Here is a 17,059-nt window from a genome sequence, read left to right as displayed (position 1 = left end):
GGGCTCCCACCATGGACACCACCGGCACCCGCTCGCCTCTCAAACGCACGGTCGGCTCGAATCAGGTCGGCATGCGGCAATTCAACGAGCGCATCGTCCTGCAGGCGATCCGCTTGCATGGGCCGCTGCCGAAAGCCGACGTGAGCCGCCTCACGCGCCTTTCCATGCAGACGGTGTCGATGATCGTCGAGCGCCTCATCGACGACGGCCTGCTCGAAAAACAGGCGCGGGTGCGCGGCAGAATCGGCCAGCCGTCCGTGCCGATCGCGTTGCGTGCGCAAGGCGCGTACACCATCGGCATCAAGGTGGGACGCCGCAGTCTCGACGTGCTGGCCATGGATTTTGCCGGTCATGTCGTGCATCGCGATGTCTTCGAATACGCGTACCCCGATCCGCGCACGCTGTTTCCCGCGCTCGAAAGCAAGCTCGCGCGCGTGAACCAGACGCTCGGCGCGAAGGCCAGCCAGGTGGTCGGCGTAGGCGTCGCGGCGCCCTTGTGGCTCGGCGGCTGGCGCGATTTTTTAGGCGCGCCGCCGGACGCGCTGGAGGCGTGGCACGAGATCGATCTGCGCTCGCGCATCGCCACCATGACGGGCCTGCCCGTCGAGTTCGCCAAAGACACCACGGCTGCCTGCGCCGCCGAACTCGTGATGGGCCAGGGCCGCGGCATCCACAACTTTCTGTATCTGTTCGTCGGCACGTTTATCGGCGGCGGCCTCGTGATCGACGGCCGTTTGCACGGCGGCCCGCACGATAACGCGGGCGCGGTCGGCTCGATTCCGTTGCGCGAAGGCGGCCCGCGCAAACCCGCGCGCCAGTTGCTGCACGCGGCCTCGGGCTTCGTGCTCGAAAAGCTCTTGAACGATGCGGGTGCACCGGCCGCGGCCGCGCACGATCATCGCGCGTTGTCGCCGGAAATGTGGCGGCACACCGAACAATGGCTCGACAGCGCGTGCCCGGCGATCGCCAACGCGCTGACCAATGCAGCCGCGTTGCTCGACCTCGAAGCGATCGTGATCGACGGCGAACTCGACCGGCAACTGGTGCGGGAAATCATTCGCCGCACCGAGCGCGTGCTCGACCGTTTCGAATGGGAAGGCATGGTGCGGCCGCAACTGCTGGAAGGTGCAATCGGAGCCGATGCGCGCGCAATGGGCGGCGCGATTCTGCCGCTCTATGCGCATTTCGCGCCGGTGCACGAGCTATTCCTCAAACCGGCAGCGGAAACGGTTTATCAGACGCCGGCGTGATTCATCAGCACCGGCACTTTTCACCCGTGATCATTGCGCCGCAACCTTCCTGACCGAAGCCGTCTTTGCCGGCGGGTTGTCCAGCAACGGCTGCAACACCGGCGCCATCGACTTCAGCAACTGCACCGACAGCGCGCTCGTGAACTCGTAATGCGCGGCATACGGTTCATGCACCCACGCGGTCAAGGTGCCGTAGAAGCGGTCGCCCATCGCGAACACGAAGGTCGCGCTGCGGTTCACCTTGCGCGACTCGATCAGACGAGCGCCTTTGGCGAACACATTGAAGCGCTGATCGCCGGTGCCGGTCTTGCCGTACACCTCCAGGGTCTGGCCATCGGGGAATGTCATGCCTTGCGCAAGACGTTTCGCGGTGCCGCCCGTCACTACGTCACGCAACAGCACTTTCACCACGCCGGCGATTTCCGGCGATAACTGCTGTTGCGGCGCCACCGCCGCGCGCTGGAAATGCGTTTCGTAAGGCGTGTCTTTCGCGAAGTCGAGTTGCGTGAGGCTTTCTGTCGGCACCTTGTCGCCATTGTTGGCAATCACGCCGATCAGTTGCGCGAGCGCGGCGGGCCGATCGCCCGACGCGCCGATTGCAGCCGCATACGAAGGTGTGAGCGTCGCGAACGGATAACCGAGCGCCTGCCACGATTTGCCGATGGCATCGTACGCGCGCAGTTCGACCATCCGCTTGATGCGGCGGTCTTGCGTGGCGTGATAGCGCGTCTTGAAGAGCCATGAATACGTCGACAGACGCACGTCGCGGCTCGCGCTCTGAATCTGGTCGAGCGTGGCGTCGGGATGCTCGCGCAGATAGTTGAGCGCCCACAGTTCGAGCGGATGCACGCTGGAGATGTAGCCGCGGTCGTTCAGATTGAAGCGGTCAATCGCGTATTTGGCATACAGATTCCCCAGATCCTCGTCGTCGAGCACGGAGGCGGCGGGCGTGTTTTTCAGCGCCGCGCGCATCTGCGCGTTGAACCATGCATTCGACTCGTCGGGCGCGACGCTGCGTAACACCGTCGCCACTTTGGGCGGCGATTTGCGCACGCCGAGCAGCAGCAGCGCCAACGCCTGGTCGCGCGTCTTGCCGTGGTACTTCGTATAGAAACGATTCATGTACACGCGGCTTTCCTGATCGGCGAAGCGCGTCAGATACATCTTGCGGATCTGCGGATCGCCCAGCCATTGCGACGACGGCCCGGTGGTCTGCACCATTTCGTAATGAACGATGTCGCGCATCAATCGCACGAAAACCAGATTCACCGAATGCTGGAACGCACGGTGTACGGTCAGGATGCGGCTGTTGTCGTCGGATTCGAAATTGTTGAAGGTCTGCGCGCCGCCGCCCGTATAGAAGGTTTCGCCAGGACTGGCCGAATACTTGCGCTCCACGGCAGCGTCAAGCATGGCTTGCAGCGAGCGGTCCGATGTGTGCGCAAGATAATCGAGCGACCAGCGCGTGAGCTGGTCGTTCGGATCGTACTTGACGGCTTTCAGCTCCGCTGTGCTCAGCGGCGCATAACGCTTGTGCAGATCTGAGACGATCTGCAAATACGTCACCACGGTACGCAGTTTCGCCGTCGAACCGAGATTGAGCCGCGCGCCAGAATTGATATCGAACGGCTGGTTGACGCTATCGGTTTGCACGCGCACGAGGTTAGCGCCGTCGCGCCGCTCGAACAGCGTGAAGCTATAAGCGATCTTCGAAGGATCATCCGACGCGCGCAGCATTTCGAAGCCGACGAGACCCGCGGCCTTCGCACCGTCGCGCGTAGCGGCAGCGGCGAGGCGTTCGCTCACGGCTTGCTGCACTGCGTTGTTGAGCGTGCCTTTCGCCTGCAGATCGAGGCGGTCGAGTTCGTAAAAACTCGGAATGCCGAGCGCGGCTAGCAGATGCGAGCGCATGGACGTGACCGCCTTGCGCGACACGAAGGACTCCGTGCTCGCCGTTCTCACGGGCATGCGGTGCAAATCCACCACGGCGGACAGCGCGGCATCGCGCAACGGGATCGACACGATGCCGCCGTTCGCGAGCAGCCGCAGATAACTGTCGGTCAGCCGTTCGAGTTCTTTGTAGCCGTGATGCAGGAAATACGACGGCGCGCGTTGCGCGATCATCAGCGAGAGCACCTGGCGAAACGCCACGCCTTGCTCCGGCAGATTCTGTTCAGTCGAAGGCGCTTTCAGAATGCGATTGATGTCGTTGAAATCGCGCCCGTACCAGGCGGCGAGTCCGTCGCCAATGCCGTTGATTTCGCCGATGCCCGGTTGCGCGGCGAGCGGCACCGAGTTGAGATAGTGGACCACGATCTGCCGGCGCGCCGGCATGGTTTGCGGGCCGTTCAGATAGGCGCGCACCGAGGCCGACGCGATCTGCCGCAATTTCTCCGGCGGGCTCGCCGTGCGCCCGTCTGCCGAATGGCGGAATTTCTCGATCTGCGTGGCGAGCGTGCTGCCGCCGGGCTGCGACTGATGGTGGTTGAACAAGCGCACGCCCTGATCCGCCAGGGCACGGCTGAAGCGGCCCCAGTCGATTGCCGGATTGCGGTTCGGCTGATCCGGATCGAGCAGATAACGGTCTTCGATAAAAAGCAGCGAATTCACGACGAGCGGCGGAATCGCGTCGAAGTTGTCATACACGCGGCCCGGGAACTGCGCGAAGAAGAGCGGCGCGCCCGTGCCATCGAAGAGTTGCAAGCCTGCCCGATCCTTTTCTTCGTATGGAAGAAAGAGGCCGTTATCCGCCAGCGACAGCATCCGCTCGGAATCGCGCGCCTGAGCGCTCACTTCGAATCCGCGTTGCAGCAGGCGCTGCTGGATCGACGGCAGCAGCGCATAGCCTAGACGGCTGTCGTAGGGACCTTTGTCGGCTTGAGGAAAACGGATGGAGTGACTGGGACCGTCGGCGACGGAGAAACCCACGTCGCGAGTCAGTTCGGAGAGATAGCGCGCCTGCAATCGCGAGGTTTCGATCTCGACCTGGCAAAAGCGCGCCGCCAGTGCCAGCAGGAGCAGTAACGCCGCCGCCAGCGCCCATTTGAACCACTTCCGCACAGACGCCGTGCCTGTTGCGCGAAACGGTAACCGAACCAGTGGCCGATTCATGCTGCTCTCCCCGAGCGGGCGCCATGCTCTTCTGACCTGGCGCACCTTCAAAGGAGTGTAGCGCGGAACATGAAGCCGCGATCGGTACGGATTTACCCGAGAGTGTCGCGGCTACAACACCCTTTTGCGACGCATGGCGCAGTGGCCATTGCCGTGAGATATTGAAAGTCTTTCGCGTGTCGAAAAAGCGCTGCTTCAGGCGCTTTTTTGCTTTCGTGCCGTGTGCTCCGGCAACCGTCTTGGCGTTGGCTTCGCCGCCTGCGCACTCAGCAATTCGACGAACTGTTCCGCTGACGGCGACAGCTCCCCACCCTTGCGCGTGACAACGCCAAAAGTCTGCGACGGCGATTTGAGTTTCACCGGAACGAGGCGCAGCATCTTTTTTCGCACGAACATACCGGCAATCGCGGTAGGCAAGAGCGAAACCAGATCGTGACTGCTTTGCAGCAGAGCGACCGTGACGAAAGTCGAAGCCGTCGACACCGGGTTATCCGGCATGTCCAGACCGGCCAGATCCATCTCACGTTCGAGCAGCGCGTGCAGCGGCATGTGCGACGGATACATCACCCAGCGATGTCCGGCCAGATCGCGCAGTTTCACCTCTTTCCTCGGCAACGGCGGATGACCGTAGCCCACCACCACCGAGAGCGGCTCGTCGCCTAGCGGACGATAGTGATACTTCGATGGATCGGCCGCCACCGCCGCGCGACCGATCACCAGATCGAGCCGGCCGTCGTCGAGTTGCTGCAGCATGCGAGCGCTCGTGTCTTCCACCACTTCGACGGAAAGGTTCGGCTGCCCGGCATGCAGTTGATTCAGCGCCGGCACGACGCACTCCGGAATCGCGCCCATGATCGCGCCGATCGCGAGACGCCCGCCGCGCCCGGAACGTATCTCAGCGACGTCCTGACAAAGCGCGGTGAGATCCGTCGTCACGAGGCGCGCGTAGCGGATCACGCAATGGCCGAGCTGGTTCGGGATCATGCCGCTTTTCGACCGCTCGAAGAGCGGCGCGTCGAGCATCGACTCCAGTTCCTGCAAGGCCTTGCTGGCCGCCGACTGCGTCAGCGACATCGCACCGGCGGCTTTGTGCAGCGACTTCTGGTCGTCGAGCGCAATCAGCAATTGGAGTTGCTTCATGCGCAGTTTCGAGAGCAGGAGGTTCAGGGTGTCTTTCATGGCTTGCCGAGCGAAAGCGGAGGTAAGTCGCGAAGGTGAGTCGCAAAAGCGATCACAAGATGGAAACAATTCAATATACCTGCCGGGCCCAGCTCCGTATAGTCGGCGACAGCCATCCTGCATGGAATCGACCCACACTTTGCGACAACGCTTATCACCATGACTCAGGCATCCACTTCCAGCGCCTTGCGCGGCGTGTTCCCCGTCGTGCCGACCATCTTCGACGACGCCGGCCGGCTCGACCTCGAAGGCCAGAAACGCTGCATCGATTTCATGATCGACGCGGGTTCGAACGGGCTGTGCATTCTGGCGAATTTCTCCGAGCAGTTCGCCCTGTCCGACGACGAGCGCACGACGCTGATGCACGTGGCGCTCGAACACGTCGCGGGCCGCGTGCCGGTGATCGTCACGACCACGCATTTCAGTTCGCACCAGTGCACCGAGCGCAGTCGCAGCGCACAGGCCGCGGGCGCCGCGATGGTCATGATCATGCCGCCGTATCACGGCGCGACGATCCGCGTCGGCGAGCGCGGCATCTACGAGTTCTACCGGATCGTGTCCGATGCGATCGGGATTCCGATCATGATTCAGGACGCGCCGGTGAGCGGCACGCCATTGTCCGCGCCGTTTCTCGCCCGCATGGCGCGCGAGATCGACCACGTGTCGTACTTCAAGATCGAAGTGCCGCAAGCGGCCAACAAACTGCGCGAACTCATCGAGCTCGGCGGCGACGCAATCGTGGGTCCATGGGACGGCGAAGAGGCGATCACGCTGATGGCCGATCTGGATGCGGGCGCAACCGGATCGATGACGGGCGGCGGCTACGCCGACGGCATCCGTCTGATCGTCGACGCCTATGCGGCCGGCGACACCGAGGCGGCCGCCGGCCACTATCAGCAGTGGCTGCCGCTGATCAACTACGAAAACCGCCAGGGCGGCCTCGCGTCGTGCAAGGCGCTGATGAAGGAAGGCGGCGTGATCCGTTCCGACGCGGTACGCCATCCGTTACCGCAAATGCATCCGGCCACACGCGAAGGACTGTTGAAGGTCGCGCGACGGCTCGATCCGCTGGTGCTGCGCTGGGGGCGATAAGCCGAAGGCGCGACGAAGCGCAACCGAACGCACATGCAGACGCACATGCGGACGCCAGCAAGCATGACCTGAGCCGGCCAACCCATTCCGGTCGAAGGCGGTTGCCGATCCATCGACAACCGCCTTCGACCTCATCAGAAATGAGCCGTACCCCCGTGCTTTGTCAAACCACCCGCGATGCGCTATCCGTCCCGCATCGCGCGGCTCCGTTGCCCGCCGTTCATCGACTGGCGCAACGGCCCTACCCTCACTCACACGCACCCCGTGTCCTCTTCGCCCGCCATCCTGTCATCGCGCGAACGAACGCACGCAACTCACGCAACGCCGGTCTCTGCAGCCACATACGCGAACCTCGCCTCATCGGATGCGCGCCCAACGAAAAAAACCGCATATAAGACGACGGAGAAATTGAGTAACATAGGCCCGCAAGCTCACCCTAACTTTCTCCATGACCGCCAATCCTCGAGAACTGACGCCGGAAACCCTCGCCGAGCTGCTCGAACGTGTCGCCAAACAGGACGGCGCGGCATTGCGCGAGCTATATGATCTCGCCGCCCCGAAACTGTTTGGCCTTGCCCTCCGTATATTGAGCAAGCACGAGTGGGCCGAAGAAGTCTTGCAGGACAGCTTCGTCAATATCTGGCGTTTTGCCGGCGACTATCGCCGCGCGCTGTCCGCCCCGATGACGTGGATGTCGGCAATCGTCCGTAATCGTGCTCTCGATCACCTGCGGCGGGTCAACTCGCAGGAAACAGAATGGAGCGATGCGTTGGACGATCTCGTGGCAACCGGCGATCCGGATCCCGAAGCGCTGACGGCGGTCAGCCTGCAGGCACGTTTGCTGGCCGGCTGCATGCAGCAACTGGAGCCGGCGCAGCGTCAGGCAGTTGCCCTCGCCTACCTGCGCGACCAGAGCCATAGCGAGATCGCCGAAGTGCTGACGGTGCCGCTCGGCACCATCAAGTCATGGATCAGACGCGGCCTCGCCAAGCTCAAGACCTGCCTGGGAGGCGAGTGATGAATCTCCATCGCTATCCTCAGCTAGTCGATCTGCTGGCCGCCGAGTATGTGCTCGGCACGCTGCGTGGTGGCGCGCGCCGCCGCTTTCAACGCTACGCGGACCACGACACGACGATCCGCAAGGCCGTCGACGAATGGCAGCGCCGCATCTCGCCAATGGCCGAGCTCGCGGAGCCGCGCATGCCGCCGGCCGCCGTGTGGGAAGCCATCGAACGGCGTCTCGGCCTCACGGCGGCGCGGGAAGCGGCACGCCCGCGCAGCGTGGTGGAAATACCCGCGCGGCCGTCGCGCAGCCTGTTCGAGAACCTGGCGTTCTGGCGCGGCTGGGCACTCGGCGTCACAGGCGTCGCGGCAGTCGCCCTGGTGGTCGCGGTGCGCTCACTGTTGCCGTCCGCCACCGCGCCTGTCACGGCGCCGACCGTGGCTCAGCAACCCGAAACGGCCGTGTCGCATGTGGCCGTGCTGAACAATAAGGACGCGCATCCGGTCATGCTGGTCGCGTGGGACGAAGCGCATTCGACCATGACCGTGCATCCGCTCGGCAAGGTCGATCTGCCCGCGGGCCGGGCCATGGAACTGTGGGGCATTCCGGCGAGCGGCCATCCGGTTTCGCTCGGCATGCTGCCGGACAGCGCGAACGGCAAGGTCACCGCCGGTCAGCAGAAGCCGGAGAGTTACGCGGCGCTGGCCGTCTCGATCGAAGCGCCGGGCGGCTCGCCCGATCACAACGCGCCGAGCGGTCCGGTGGTGTTCACCGGCAAGTTGCTGCCGGTGTCCTGAGGCCGCTCCCGTTCGCCTCGACGCCTGGTCCGGCCAGGCCGGCATTCGCTCGACGCGGGCGCCGGCTTTTCGTATCCACCGTTTGACAAGCGGATCGCGCAACGGCTGCACGCAAGCGCGCGATTGCCGCTACCCTAGCCCTATGCAAAGCTTTTACGAAGCCACTGTCACGCGTTCGTCCGCCTATGCGCCGCTGGCCGGGCGCCGTAGCGCCCATGTCTGCATCATCGGCGGCGGTCTCGCGGGATTGTCCACGGCATTGGGACTCGCCGAGCGGGGCGTCGCCGACGTCACCGTGCTCGAAGCCCGTCAGGTGGGTTTCGGCGCCTCCGGGCGCAACGGCGGTTTCGTGTTCGGCGGCTACAGCCTCGATTGCGCCGATCTGCTGAAAACCCTCGGCGCGGCTCGCGCCCGCGAACTGTACACGCTGACCACCGACGCCGTCGATCTGATGAGAAAGCGCATCGCGCGCTATCGCATCGACTGCGACGCGACCGACGCCGGCGTGATCCTCGCCAACTGGTTCGACGAACCGGCGCGGCTCGAGTCGCAGCGTCGCCTCATGCGCGATTCGTTCGGCGTCGAGTGGGAACCGGTGACGGCGGAACAGTTGGCTTCACAGCTCAAGACGAGCCGTTATCACGGCGGGCTGTTCGAGCGCAACGCGTTCCACTTTCATCCGCTCAAATACGTGCTCGGCGTGGCCGGCGCCGCGGCCCATGCCGGCGTACAGATTCATGAGCACTCGCCGGTCGTGCGTCTGCAGCGCGATGGCGACGGGTTCGTGGTGCACACACAGCACGGCGCGCTGGAAGCGCGCCACGTCGTGATGGCGGGCGGCGGCTACGCGCGGCACGTCTACCCGCGCGTCGAACGCGCGGTGCTGCCGATCGCCACCTACGTGATGGCCACCGAGCCGCTCGGCGCACGCCTGAAAGATGCGATCGACACCCGCGCCGCCGTCTACGACACCCGCTTCGCCTTCGACTATTACCGGCCGCTGGCCGACACACGCATTCTGTGGGGCGGCCGCATTTCGGTGCGTGAGCGCGCGCCCGAGGTGATCGCGCGCCTCTTGCGGCGCGATCTGCTCAAGGTTTATCCGCAACTGCACGACGTGCGCATCGAACACGCATGGGGCGGCCTGATGAGCTATGCGCGGCACAAGATGCCGCAAATCGGCCGCAGCACCGACGGCGTCTGGTATGCGGTCGGCTTCGGCGGGCACGGCATGGCGCCGACTACCGTGTCCGGCGAACTGCTGGCGGCCGCCATTGCGGGCGAGCGTCCGGTGCCCGAGGCATTCGCGTCGTTCGGTTTGACTCCGACGTATGGCGCGCTGGGTCTCGCGGCGGCGCAACTCACCTACACCGCGATGCAGACGCGCGACGCGCTCGCCGCGCGCCGCAGGCCCACTGTTTGACGTTGGCCAATACACGGCCGCTTATGCCCGGGACCCGCGTCGGACGCCAGTTTGGCCATGCTAGAATGCGCCGTCACTGCCGCTCGAATACACAATGAAAAAGGGAAGCAAGGCTGCCGAGCCTGATACCAACGGCATCCCGTCCGACAGTCCGCGTACCGACACCCGGCGCAAGTACGATCCCGAACAGACGAAGCGCAACATCCTCGAGGTCGCGACCCAGGAGTTCTCCGCGATGGGATTGACGGGCGCGCGCGTCGACGCGATCGCGGAGCGTACGAACACCACCAAGCGCATGCTGTACTACTACTTCGGCAGCAAGGAAGGGTTGTACCAGGCGGTGCTGGAAAAGGTGTACGGAGACATTCGCGCGCTCGAACAGGATCTGCACGTCAGCGAACTCGACCCAATCGAGGGAATGCGCGCGCTAGTCGAGTTCACGTTCGACTATCACGACCGTCAGCGCGATTTCGTGCGGCTCGTCACCATCGAAAATATTCACGGCGCCAAGTACGTCGAGCAGGTCAAGAGCTTCAAAGGCCGCAACGTCACCGTGATTCATACGATCGAAGATCTGCTCAAGCGCGGTATCGCGACCGGGCAGTTCCGCAGCGACCTCGATCCGATCGATCTGCATTTGCTGATCAGCTCGCTGTGCTTTCACCGGGTCGGCAATCGCCACACCTTCGGCGCGGCGTTCGGGCGCGATCCGTCGCATCCGCGCTTGCGCGCGCGGCATCGCGCCATGATCGTCGACGCCGTACTGCGTTTCGTGCGCAAAGACGACTGAGGCAAGCCTCAAAGTGAAAAACGGGACGTGGCTCGCGCCACGTCCCGTTTTTTTCGTCTGGTCCCGGACCGCTCAATCCACCAGCACGATCCGCTTGATATCGCCGACGATAAAGATGTACGACAGCGCGCCGACCAGCGCGATCGCGCCGATGAACACCAGCGCGCCGACAAACGAGCCGGTTGCCGCGACGATGAAACCCACCACCAGCGGCGTCACGATGCCGGCCAGGTTGGCGGCGAAGTTGAAGATGCCGCCGGTCACGCCGAGCAGGCCTTCCGGCGCAATGTCCGACACCAGTGTCCAACCCAGCGCCGCCATGCCTTGGGCAAAAAACGCCACCGACAGAATCGCGATCACCGCCACGTTGCTCTCGACATAGTTGGCGAGAACGATGGTCGACGCGAGCAGCAGGCCGGCAATGATCGGCAGCTTGCGCGCCACGTTCGCCGACTTGCCGCGGCGCAGCAGCCAGTCGGAGAAAATGCCGCCGAACATCACACCGATCGAAGCGGCAATGAACGGCATGATCGCGAAGAAGCCGATCTTTAGCCATGCCATGTGGCGTTCGGTGGCGAGATACGTCGGGAACCAGGTGAGGAAGAACACCAGCGTCGAGTTACCCGCGAACTGACCGAGACAGATGCCGGCCAGTTGACGATGCTTGAGCAGCCGTCCAATGGTGCGCCATTCGAAGCCGCTCTTCGCCTTCGCCGCCGCACCTGTGGCGTCCGATGCATCGCCGCTCTTCTTCGCGCTCGTGAGACCGCCGCCCGCTTCGATATAGTCGAGTTCCGCCTGATTCGCCGACGGGTGATCGCGCGGCTCGCGATAGAACATCCACCAGATCACGCCGAACACGAGCCCGACGCCGCCCACCACGTAGAACAGCGAGCGCCAGCCGAAAGCGCCCATCAGCATGAACAGGAACGGGCTGAAAAAAGCCAGGCCGATGTATTCGCCGACCGTGTACGTGCCGGTCGCCATGGCGCGTTCGCTCTGCGGGAACCACGTGGCGACCACCCGGCTATTGGTCGGAAAACACGGCGCTTCCGAGACGCCCAGGCCGAGCCGGAACGCGAACAGCCCGCCGATGCCGTGCACCAGCCCTTGTGCGAGCGTGCACAGCGACCAGAAGGTCATCGACAGAAAATAAGTGAGTTTGCTGCCGAAGCGGTCGAGAAACAGACCGCCCGGAATCTGCGAGGCCACATAGCTCCACGAAAACACCGAGAAAAGCAGCCCCATGAGCGCGGCGTTGATGCCGAGCTCTTTGGTCAACTGCGGCGCGGCGATGCCGAGCACCGTCCGGTCGAGATAATTGATCATCGTTCCGACCGCGAGCAGCGCCAGAATCTGATAGCGGGCTTTCGAGCGGCGCGCGGTGCTTACCGCGGCGCCTTTCGGCGGCGCGGCGTCGGCCTGGGTGGATGAAATGGGTTGCTGCATGTGGTGATCGTCTCCTCTGCTTGTTAGCGGTTGGTGCGCTGCCGCTTAGCGTTGCAGCAACGATTGAAAATGGCTGTACACCCGCTCGGCGTCGGGTTCGAGACCGGTGAAGATGCGCATGGCGTCGACCGCCTGATACACCGCCATGCCGCCGCCGCTCAGCGTGCGGCAGCCGATTGCCTCGGCCGCCTCCAGCAGCGCGGTGCGGATCGGAAAATAGACGATGTCCGCCACCCACAAATCGCGGTGCAGCAATTCGACCGGCAGCGGCAGGCCGGGCAATTTCGCCATGCCGGTGGGGGTGGCGTGAATCAGGCCATTGGCGGCCGCGAGCGACTCGGCGAGCGAACTGCCGGCGCTGACCGCGGCGGCAGGAAAACGCTTCTGCAATTCCTCGGCTAGCGAGGCGGCGCGCGTGGCATCCACATCGAATAGCGTGAGCGATTTCGCGCCCATGTTCAGCGCGGCGTGCGCGACCGCCGCGCCGGCGCCGCCCGCGCCCAGTTGCACGACGCGCTCCAGCAACACGTCCGGCAAGCCGCGCTGGAACGCGCGGGCGAAACCGGACCAATCCGTGTTGTGGCCGATACGTTTGCCGTCCTTGAACAGGACCGTATTGACCGCGCCAAGCGCGCGCGCGTCGTCGGACAGATCGTCGAGCAGGGGAATTACGGCCTGCTTGCACGGATATGTGATGTTCAGACCGTTGAAGCCCATGCGTTCGGCGGCCGTGAGCAGATCAGGCAAGGCGGCGATGTCGAGTTTCAACGCTTCCAGGTCGATACGCCGGTACACGTAGTGCAGGCCGAGCTTGCTGCCCTCTTCCTCGTGCATTGCGGGCGTCAGCGATCCGCCAATGCCCGATCCGATCAGACCGACCAGATAGGAATGAGGTGTTGCTTGTGAGTTCACTTGTGAGTTCGCTTGTGAGTTCATTTCGCCGCCCTATGCTTAAGAATGCTGGCCATCCGCTCCAACGCCAGTACATAGCCTTGCGTGCCGCAACCGATGATGACCGCCTCCGCCACCGCTGACACGTACGAGTGATGCCGGAACGCCTCGCGGCGATGCACGTTTGAAATATGCACTTCGATCACCGGCTTTTCGATTGCGGAAAGCGCGTCGGCGATGGCAACCGAGGTATGGGTGTAAGCCGCCGGATTGATCACGATTCCATCGACCTTGGTCCGCGCCGCGTGCAGCCAGTCGATCAGTTGATGCTCGGCGTTCGACTGGCAGAAGTCGATCGACAGATCCAGCCGCTCGCCGGCATCGCGGCAGAGTTTCGCGACGTCGTCGAGCGTTTCCGAGCCGTAGAAGGTCGGCTCGCGCGTGCCGAGCAAGTTGAGATTCGGTCCATTGAGGACCAGTACGGAGGCAAAACTCATGAGATCCACTCCTGCAAAGTGAGGCCTGAGCCAACCACGGCGACCGCGATGCTCTGGCAACGTGACCGAAGTGTGCGCGCATTGGCCGCCGCCGTCATTCGGGGTTTCTACGAATTTGTACCATCTAGTTAGTTTGTATAAACTGTCGGAAACTTCGGTTAGCGTGGGCCATTGTGGCCTGCGTCTTGCTGATATTGGTAACGGAGTGGCTCATTTTGCGCATTGCAGCATGCCTGCCGAGTGCCGCGCGAGACGCCGTTGCCCGCCTTATCCAACAGCCGTTTGATTGTTTTAGCAGGAGCCGTCCATGCAACGTTCGATTGCCACCGTGTCGATCAGCGGAACCCTTGTCGAGAAGCTGGCCGCGATTCAGGCGGCGGGCTTCGAAGGCGTCGAGATCTTCGAAAACGACTTGCTGTATTTCGACGGTTCACCCGCCGACGTACGGCGTATCGCCGAAGATCTCGGGCTGAAGATCATGCTGTTTCAGCCGTTTCGCGATTTCGACGGTGTCAGCCCGGAGCGCCTCGAACGCAATCTCGACCGCGCAAAGCGCAAGTTCGACGTGATGCATGAACTCGGTACGGACCGCATTCTGGTGTGCAGCAACGTATCGCCCGACACCATCGGCGACGATTCGCTGATGACCGATCAGCTCGGCGCGCTGGCCCGCGCCGCCGAGGCTGCCGGTGTGATCGCGGGCTACGAGGCGCTCGCGTGGGGCAAACACGTCAAGACGTACCGGCACGCGTGGAAACTCGTGAATGCCGTCAATCATCCCAATCTTGGGCTCGTGCTCGACAGCTTTCACACGCTTTCGTTGAACGACACGGTGGACGGCATCGCCGATATTCCGGGCGAACGCATCGCCTTCGTGCAGATCGCCGACGCGCCGAAGCTCGCCATGGACGTGCTCGAATGGAGCCGTCACTATCGCTGCTTCCCGGGCCAGGGCGATTTCGATCTCGCCAATTTCACCGCGCAGGTCGTGAAAACGGGCTATAGCGGGCCGCTTTCGCTGGAAATCTTCAACGACGGCTTTCGCGCCGCGCCCACCACCATCACGGCCGCGGACGGCCATCGTTCGCTGCTGTTCCTCGAGGAACAGACGCGCGCGTTGCTCGAATCCACGCAGCAGCCGGTCGGCGACCTGTACCGCTCGCCCGCGGCGCCCGCGCACGTCGGCTATCAGTTTCTCGAATTCGCGGTGGACCACGGCACGCGCGCGCAACTCGTCGACTGGCTCGGCAAACTGCGCTTTCGCGAGGCCGGCCGGCATCGTTCGAAAGAGGTGACGCTTTACCAGCACGGCGCGGCTTCGATCGTGCTGAACGCCGAGCCGGATTCGTTCGCCAATGCGTTTTTCCAGCAACATGGTTTGTCGCTGTGCGCGTCGGCGTTTCGCGTGGACGACGCCCACCAGGCGTTCGAGCGCGCCGCCGGCTTCGGCTACGCGCCGTTCTCCGGGCAGATCGGGCCGAACGAACGCGTGCTGCCCGCCGTGCAGGCGCCGGACAGCAGCCTGAATTATTTCGTCGACGAAACGCCGGATCAGCCCACCTTGTTCGAGGCCGATTTCGTTCTCACCGACGTCAACGGCCCGACCGAAGTCGGGCCGCTCAGCCGTATCGACCATGTTTGCCTGTCGGTGCCGGCGAATTCGCTGGATACGTGGGTGCTGTTCCTGCGAACCGCCTTGGGGTTCGACGCCGAGCCAGGCGTGCTGGTGCCCGATCCCTACGGTCTCGTACGCAGCCGCGCGCTGCGCAGCCGCGACGGCTCGGTGCGCATCGTGCTGAATGCCTCCGTGGACCATCACACGGCGGTAGCCGAGGCGCTGCACACGTATCACGGGTCCGGCCTGAACCACGTCGCTTTCAGCACCGGCGACATTTTCAGCGCGATGCCCGAATTCGTCGCCGACGGCTTGCCGGTGTTGCGCATTCCGCGCAATTACTACGAGGATCTCGCCGCTCGCTACGCGTTACCGGACGAGACGCTGGAGGCGCTGCGCGCTAACAACATCCTGTACGACCGCGACGAGCGGGGTGGCGAATTTTTCCACGCTTACACGGAACAGCTCGACCAGCGTTTCTTCATGGAAATCGTCGAGCGGCGCGGTGGTTACGACGGCTATGGCGCGGCCAATGCCGCCGTGCGGCTTGCGGCGCAAGCGCAGCGCCGCAAATAGGCTTTCCGGCGGGTCGCACAGGCACAGGAAGGTCCGTCCGGCGGGGCCAGCCGGGCACGGCGCGTGCGGCATCGACTGGGGAGCCGCGCCGCACCGATATAATGGCGCCTGATTTCGCGGTCCATGCCGCGCGGCTGTGCCATGTGCGGGCGTCGCACGTACTGTCAGCCGAATGTAACGCCAGGAGAGATATGAAGAAGTTTGCCGTAGTCCTGTCAGTTCCCCTGCTTCTCAGCGCGTGTGCGTACTTCCAGAAGAATCCGGATGCCGGCGAGCCGGTCGCGGACACCACCACGCAGCGCTCCGTCAACGACGTGGTCTCGTGTCTGACGCAAGTGGCCTCCAGCCACAACGCCGCGTTCAAATCCACGGCGATTCCGCAAGGCCAGATGCTCGACTTCGGCGATTCGAATATCGTCAAGGTGCGCAGCGACAATGGCGCCACGACTTACCGTTTCTACGCGGGCAAACGCCACGTGAACAACCTGTGGATCGAGACAGCGGGCAAAACCTGCGCCCCGTAAGGGTTTGCGGCCGAAAGCACGTGTCAGTGTGACAAACGGTAACTTGGGTCGGTGCAATCTTCGTGTCACGGTGTTACAGGATAATGGTGTCTTAAGAATCGTTTAAGACTTCGTCCTCATCATCCAGTCGACACTAACCCGCACAAGGTGTGCACCATGAACCAGCCCGATTCGAACACAAACGACGCCGCGGCGCCGGCAAAGCGGCCTACCATCCTGCGCCGCCTGCTGAGCCACCACGAACTGGCGACGTTGCTGCTGTTGCTGCACGCGCCGATCGACGCGTCCGCCAAACCCGAGATCCCGCAGCTTCACGAAGCCGGACTGATTGAAACGGTTTCCAGCGACGCCGGCAATTCGCATATCCGTTTGACGCCTGAAGGCAACGCCGTGCTGCGTGGCCTCGGTGTGAAGTAACGCGCGCCGCGATAACCGCATTCAAAGGCGCGCGCGAAGGTTCGAGCCCCTTAGGCGGTCAAGCGGTGACGAGCCCCGCGGACAAACGCCACGGCCGGATCGCGCAACTCACGCCTGCCACACCCCGTAGCCCGCTTCGCGCAGTCCAATCGCCAGTTCCACCTCCATATCCTGTGCGCCGCGGTAAGGCATGGGATTGAACACCTCATATAACTCAGGCACGAGCCGCAAGCCGTAATCGCGCACATAGCGATTGGCCTGAATGCCGGCCTTATGCCGGTCAAAGCGCAGATCCGGGTCCAGTCCCGTCATTCCCACATAGACGCAAGGCTTGTCGAACCGGTAGTCCGGATTCGCGCGCCGAAAGCGCGCCTCGTTCCACACCTTGTCGTCCAGCGCGACGACGTAGACATAGTAGTGATGCTTGCGACGAGCCATGTCCGGC

15 protein-coding genes are annotated in these 17,059 nt (G+C 63.5%); 9 read left to right on the top strand and 6 right to left on the bottom strand.

The features are described from left to right. The first annotated feature begins 11 nt into the window (after positions 1–11). Positions 12–1,250, top strand: coding sequence for an ROK family transcriptional regulator (locus tag AC57B1_RS27820; RefSeq protein WP_408182756.1), 1,239 nt, complete (start codon positions 12–14; stop codon positions 1,248–1,250). A gap of 30 nt (positions 1,251–1,280) precedes the next feature. On the opposite strand, the gene AC57B1_RS27815 is transcribed toward AC57B1_RS27820, so the two are convergent. Both AC57B1_RS27815 and AC57B1_RS27810 read right to left on the bottom strand, forming a co-directional pair. Further along, positions 1,281–4,361, bottom strand: coding sequence for a transglycosylase domain-containing protein (locus AC57B1_RS27815; RefSeq protein WP_496419269.1), 3,081 nt, complete (start codon positions 4,359–4,361; stop codon positions 1,281–1,283). 195 nt (positions 4,362–4,556) lie between these two features. Beyond that, a complete protein-coding gene (locus tag AC57B1_RS27810) occupies positions 4,557–5,540 on the bottom strand; it encodes a LysR family transcriptional regulator (protein ID WP_496419268.1) in 984 nt (327 codons plus the stop codon). A 159-nt stretch (positions 5,541–5,699) separates the two neighbouring features. On the opposite strand from AC57B1_RS27810, the gene AC57B1_RS27805 reads away from it, so the two are divergent. The 5 genes from AC57B1_RS27805 to AC57B1_RS27785 all read left to right on the top strand — a co-directional run bounded on the left by AC57B1_RS27805 (position 5,700) and on the right by AC57B1_RS27785 (position 10,645). Then, a complete protein-coding gene (locus tag AC57B1_RS27805; RefSeq protein ID WP_496419267.1) occupies positions 5,700–6,632 on the top strand; it encodes a dihydrodipicolinate synthase family protein in 933 nt (310 codons plus the stop codon). Positions 6,633–7,080: 448 nt separating this feature from the next. After that, on the top strand, positions 7,081–7,650 hold the full coding sequence (locus tag AC57B1_RS27800; protein WP_091807359.1) for an RNA polymerase sigma factor: 570 nt from the start codon (positions 7,081–7,083) through the stop codon (positions 7,648–7,650). Beyond that, positions 7,650–8,432: an anti-sigma factor gene (locus AC57B1_RS27795; RefSeq protein ID WP_091807356.1), complete on the top strand. Its 783-nt coding sequence runs from the start codon at positions 7,650–7,652 to the stop codon at positions 8,430–8,432. The genes AC57B1_RS27800 and AC57B1_RS27795 overlap by 1 nt, the downstream gene beginning before the upstream one ends. 142 nt (positions 8,433–8,574) lie before the next feature. After that, entirely contained in the window at positions 8,575–9,855 is a 1,281-nt protein-coding gene (locus AC57B1_RS27790) for an NAD(P)/FAD-dependent oxidoreductase (protein WP_496419266.1), read from the top strand. 94 nt (positions 9,856–9,949) lie between these two features. Next, on the top strand, positions 9,950–10,645 hold the full coding sequence (locus AC57B1_RS27785) for a TetR/AcrR family transcriptional regulator (RefSeq protein ID WP_091807353.1): 696 nt from the start codon (positions 9,950–9,952) through the stop codon (positions 10,643–10,645). A 72-nt stretch (positions 10,646–10,717) separates the two neighbouring features. Here AC57B1_RS27785 and AC57B1_RS27780 read toward each other — a convergent pair whose 3' ends face one another. The 3 genes from AC57B1_RS27780 to aroQ are packed head-to-tail and all read right to left on the bottom strand — an operon-like array spanning position 10,718 to position 13,482. Beyond that, positions 10,718–12,094 (bottom strand): MFS transporter, encoded by a 1,377-nt coding sequence (locus AC57B1_RS27780; RefSeq protein ID WP_408295731.1) that lies wholly within the window; start codon positions 12,092–12,094, stop codon positions 10,718–10,720. A gap of 45 nt (positions 12,095–12,139) precedes the next feature. Continuing rightward, on the bottom strand, positions 12,140–13,030 hold the full coding sequence (locus AC57B1_RS27775) for a shikimate dehydrogenase (RefSeq protein ID WP_496419265.1): 891 nt from the start codon (positions 13,028–13,030) through the stop codon (positions 12,140–12,142). Next, positions 13,027–13,482: a type II 3-dehydroquinate dehydratase gene (gene aroQ / locus AC57B1_RS27770; protein WP_408342578.1), complete on the bottom strand. Its 456-nt coding sequence runs from the start codon at positions 13,480–13,482 to the stop codon at positions 13,027–13,029. The genes AC57B1_RS27775 and aroQ overlap by 4 nt, the downstream gene beginning before the upstream one ends. Positions 13,483–13,789: 307 nt before the next feature. On the opposite strand from aroQ, the gene AC57B1_RS27765 reads away from it, so the two are divergent. From AC57B1_RS27765 to AC57B1_RS27755, 3 genes are all read left to right on the top strand, one after another. Further along, positions 13,790–15,673 (top strand): bifunctional sugar phosphate isomerase/epimerase/4-hydroxyphenylpyruvate dioxygenase family protein, encoded by a 1,884-nt coding sequence (locus AC57B1_RS27765; RefSeq protein WP_496419264.1) that lies wholly within the window; start codon positions 13,790–13,792, stop codon positions 15,671–15,673. 191 nt (positions 15,674–15,864) lie between these two features. Next, entirely contained in the window at positions 15,865–16,197 is a 333-nt protein-coding gene (locus AC57B1_RS27760) for a YdgH/BhsA/McbA family protein (RefSeq protein WP_091807342.1), read from the top strand. 156 nt (positions 16,198–16,353) lie between these two features. Continuing rightward, positions 16,354–16,614 carry a hypothetical protein gene (locus AC57B1_RS27755; RefSeq protein ID WP_091807340.1) on the top strand — a complete coding sequence of 87 codons (261 nt, stop codon included), beginning with the start codon at positions 16,354–16,356 and terminating at the stop codon, positions 16,612–16,614. A gap of 108 nt (positions 16,615–16,722) precedes the next feature. Here the strand turns inward: AC57B1_RS27755 and AC57B1_RS27750 are convergent, their stop codons facing one another. After that, entirely contained in the window at positions 16,723–17,052 is a 330-nt protein-coding gene (locus AC57B1_RS27750) for a hypothetical protein (protein ID WP_007177862.1), read from the bottom strand. Positions 17,053–17,059 lie beyond the last annotated feature (7 nt).

This window comes from Paraburkholderia sp. BGA-UO-ETr-F21 (genome assembly GCF_059567925.1).
Note: the sequence above shows the minus strand (reverse complement) of the source record. Positions and strands in the feature narration are given on the sequence as shown.

Coding starts and splice junctions, on each gene's coding strand:
- aroQ (WP_408342578.1), bottom strand. CDS start 13,482: ATGAGTTTTGCCTCCGTACTGGTCCTCAATGGACCGAATCTCAACTTG.
- AC57B1_RS27790 (WP_496419266.1), top strand. CDS start 8,575: ATGCAAAGCTTTTACGAAGCCACTGTCACGCGTTCGTCCGCCTATGCG.
- AC57B1_RS27810 (WP_496419268.1), bottom strand. CDS start 5,540: ATGAAAGACACCCTGAACCTCCTGCTCTCGAAACTGCGCATGAAGCAA.
- AC57B1_RS27785 (WP_091807353.1), top strand. CDS start 9,950: ATGAAAAAGGGAAGCAAGGCTGCCGAGCCTGATACCAACGGCATCCCG.
- AC57B1_RS27755 (WP_091807340.1), top strand. CDS start 16,354: ATGAACCAGCCCGATTCGAACACAAACGACGCCGCGGCGCCGGCAAAG.
- AC57B1_RS27800 (WP_091807359.1), top strand. CDS start 7,081: ATGACCGCCAATCCTCGAGAACTGACGCCGGAAACCCTCGCCGAGCTG.
- AC57B1_RS27820 (WP_408182756.1), top strand. CDS start 12: ATGGACACCACCGGCACCCGCTCGCCTCTCAAACGCACGGTCGGCTCG.
- AC57B1_RS27795 (WP_091807356.1), top strand. CDS start 7,650: ATGAATCTCCATCGCTATCCTCAGCTAGTCGATCTGCTGGCCGCCGAG.
- AC57B1_RS27780 (WP_408295731.1), bottom strand. CDS start 12,094: ATGCAGCAACCCATTTCATCCACCCAGGCCGACGCCGCGCCGCCGAAA.
- AC57B1_RS27815 (WP_496419269.1), bottom strand. CDS start 4,361: ATGAATCGGCCACTGGTTCGGTTACCGTTTCGCGCAACAGGCACGGCG.
- AC57B1_RS27750 (WP_007177862.1), bottom strand. CDS start 17,052: ATGGCTCGTCGCAAGCATCACTACTATGTCTACGTCGTCGCGCTGGAC.
- AC57B1_RS27805 (WP_496419267.1), top strand. CDS start 5,700: ATGACTCAGGCATCCACTTCCAGCGCCTTGCGCGGCGTGTTCCCCGTC.
- AC57B1_RS27760 (WP_091807342.1), top strand. CDS start 15,865: ATGAAGAAGTTTGCCGTAGTCCTGTCAGTTCCCCTGCTTCTCAGCGCG.
- AC57B1_RS27775 (WP_496419265.1), bottom strand. CDS start 13,030: ATGAACTCACAAGCGAACTCACAAGTGAACTCACAAGCAACACCTCAT.
- AC57B1_RS27765 (WP_496419264.1), top strand. CDS start 13,790: ATGCAACGTTCGATTGCCACCGTGTCGATCAGCGGAACCCTTGTCGAG.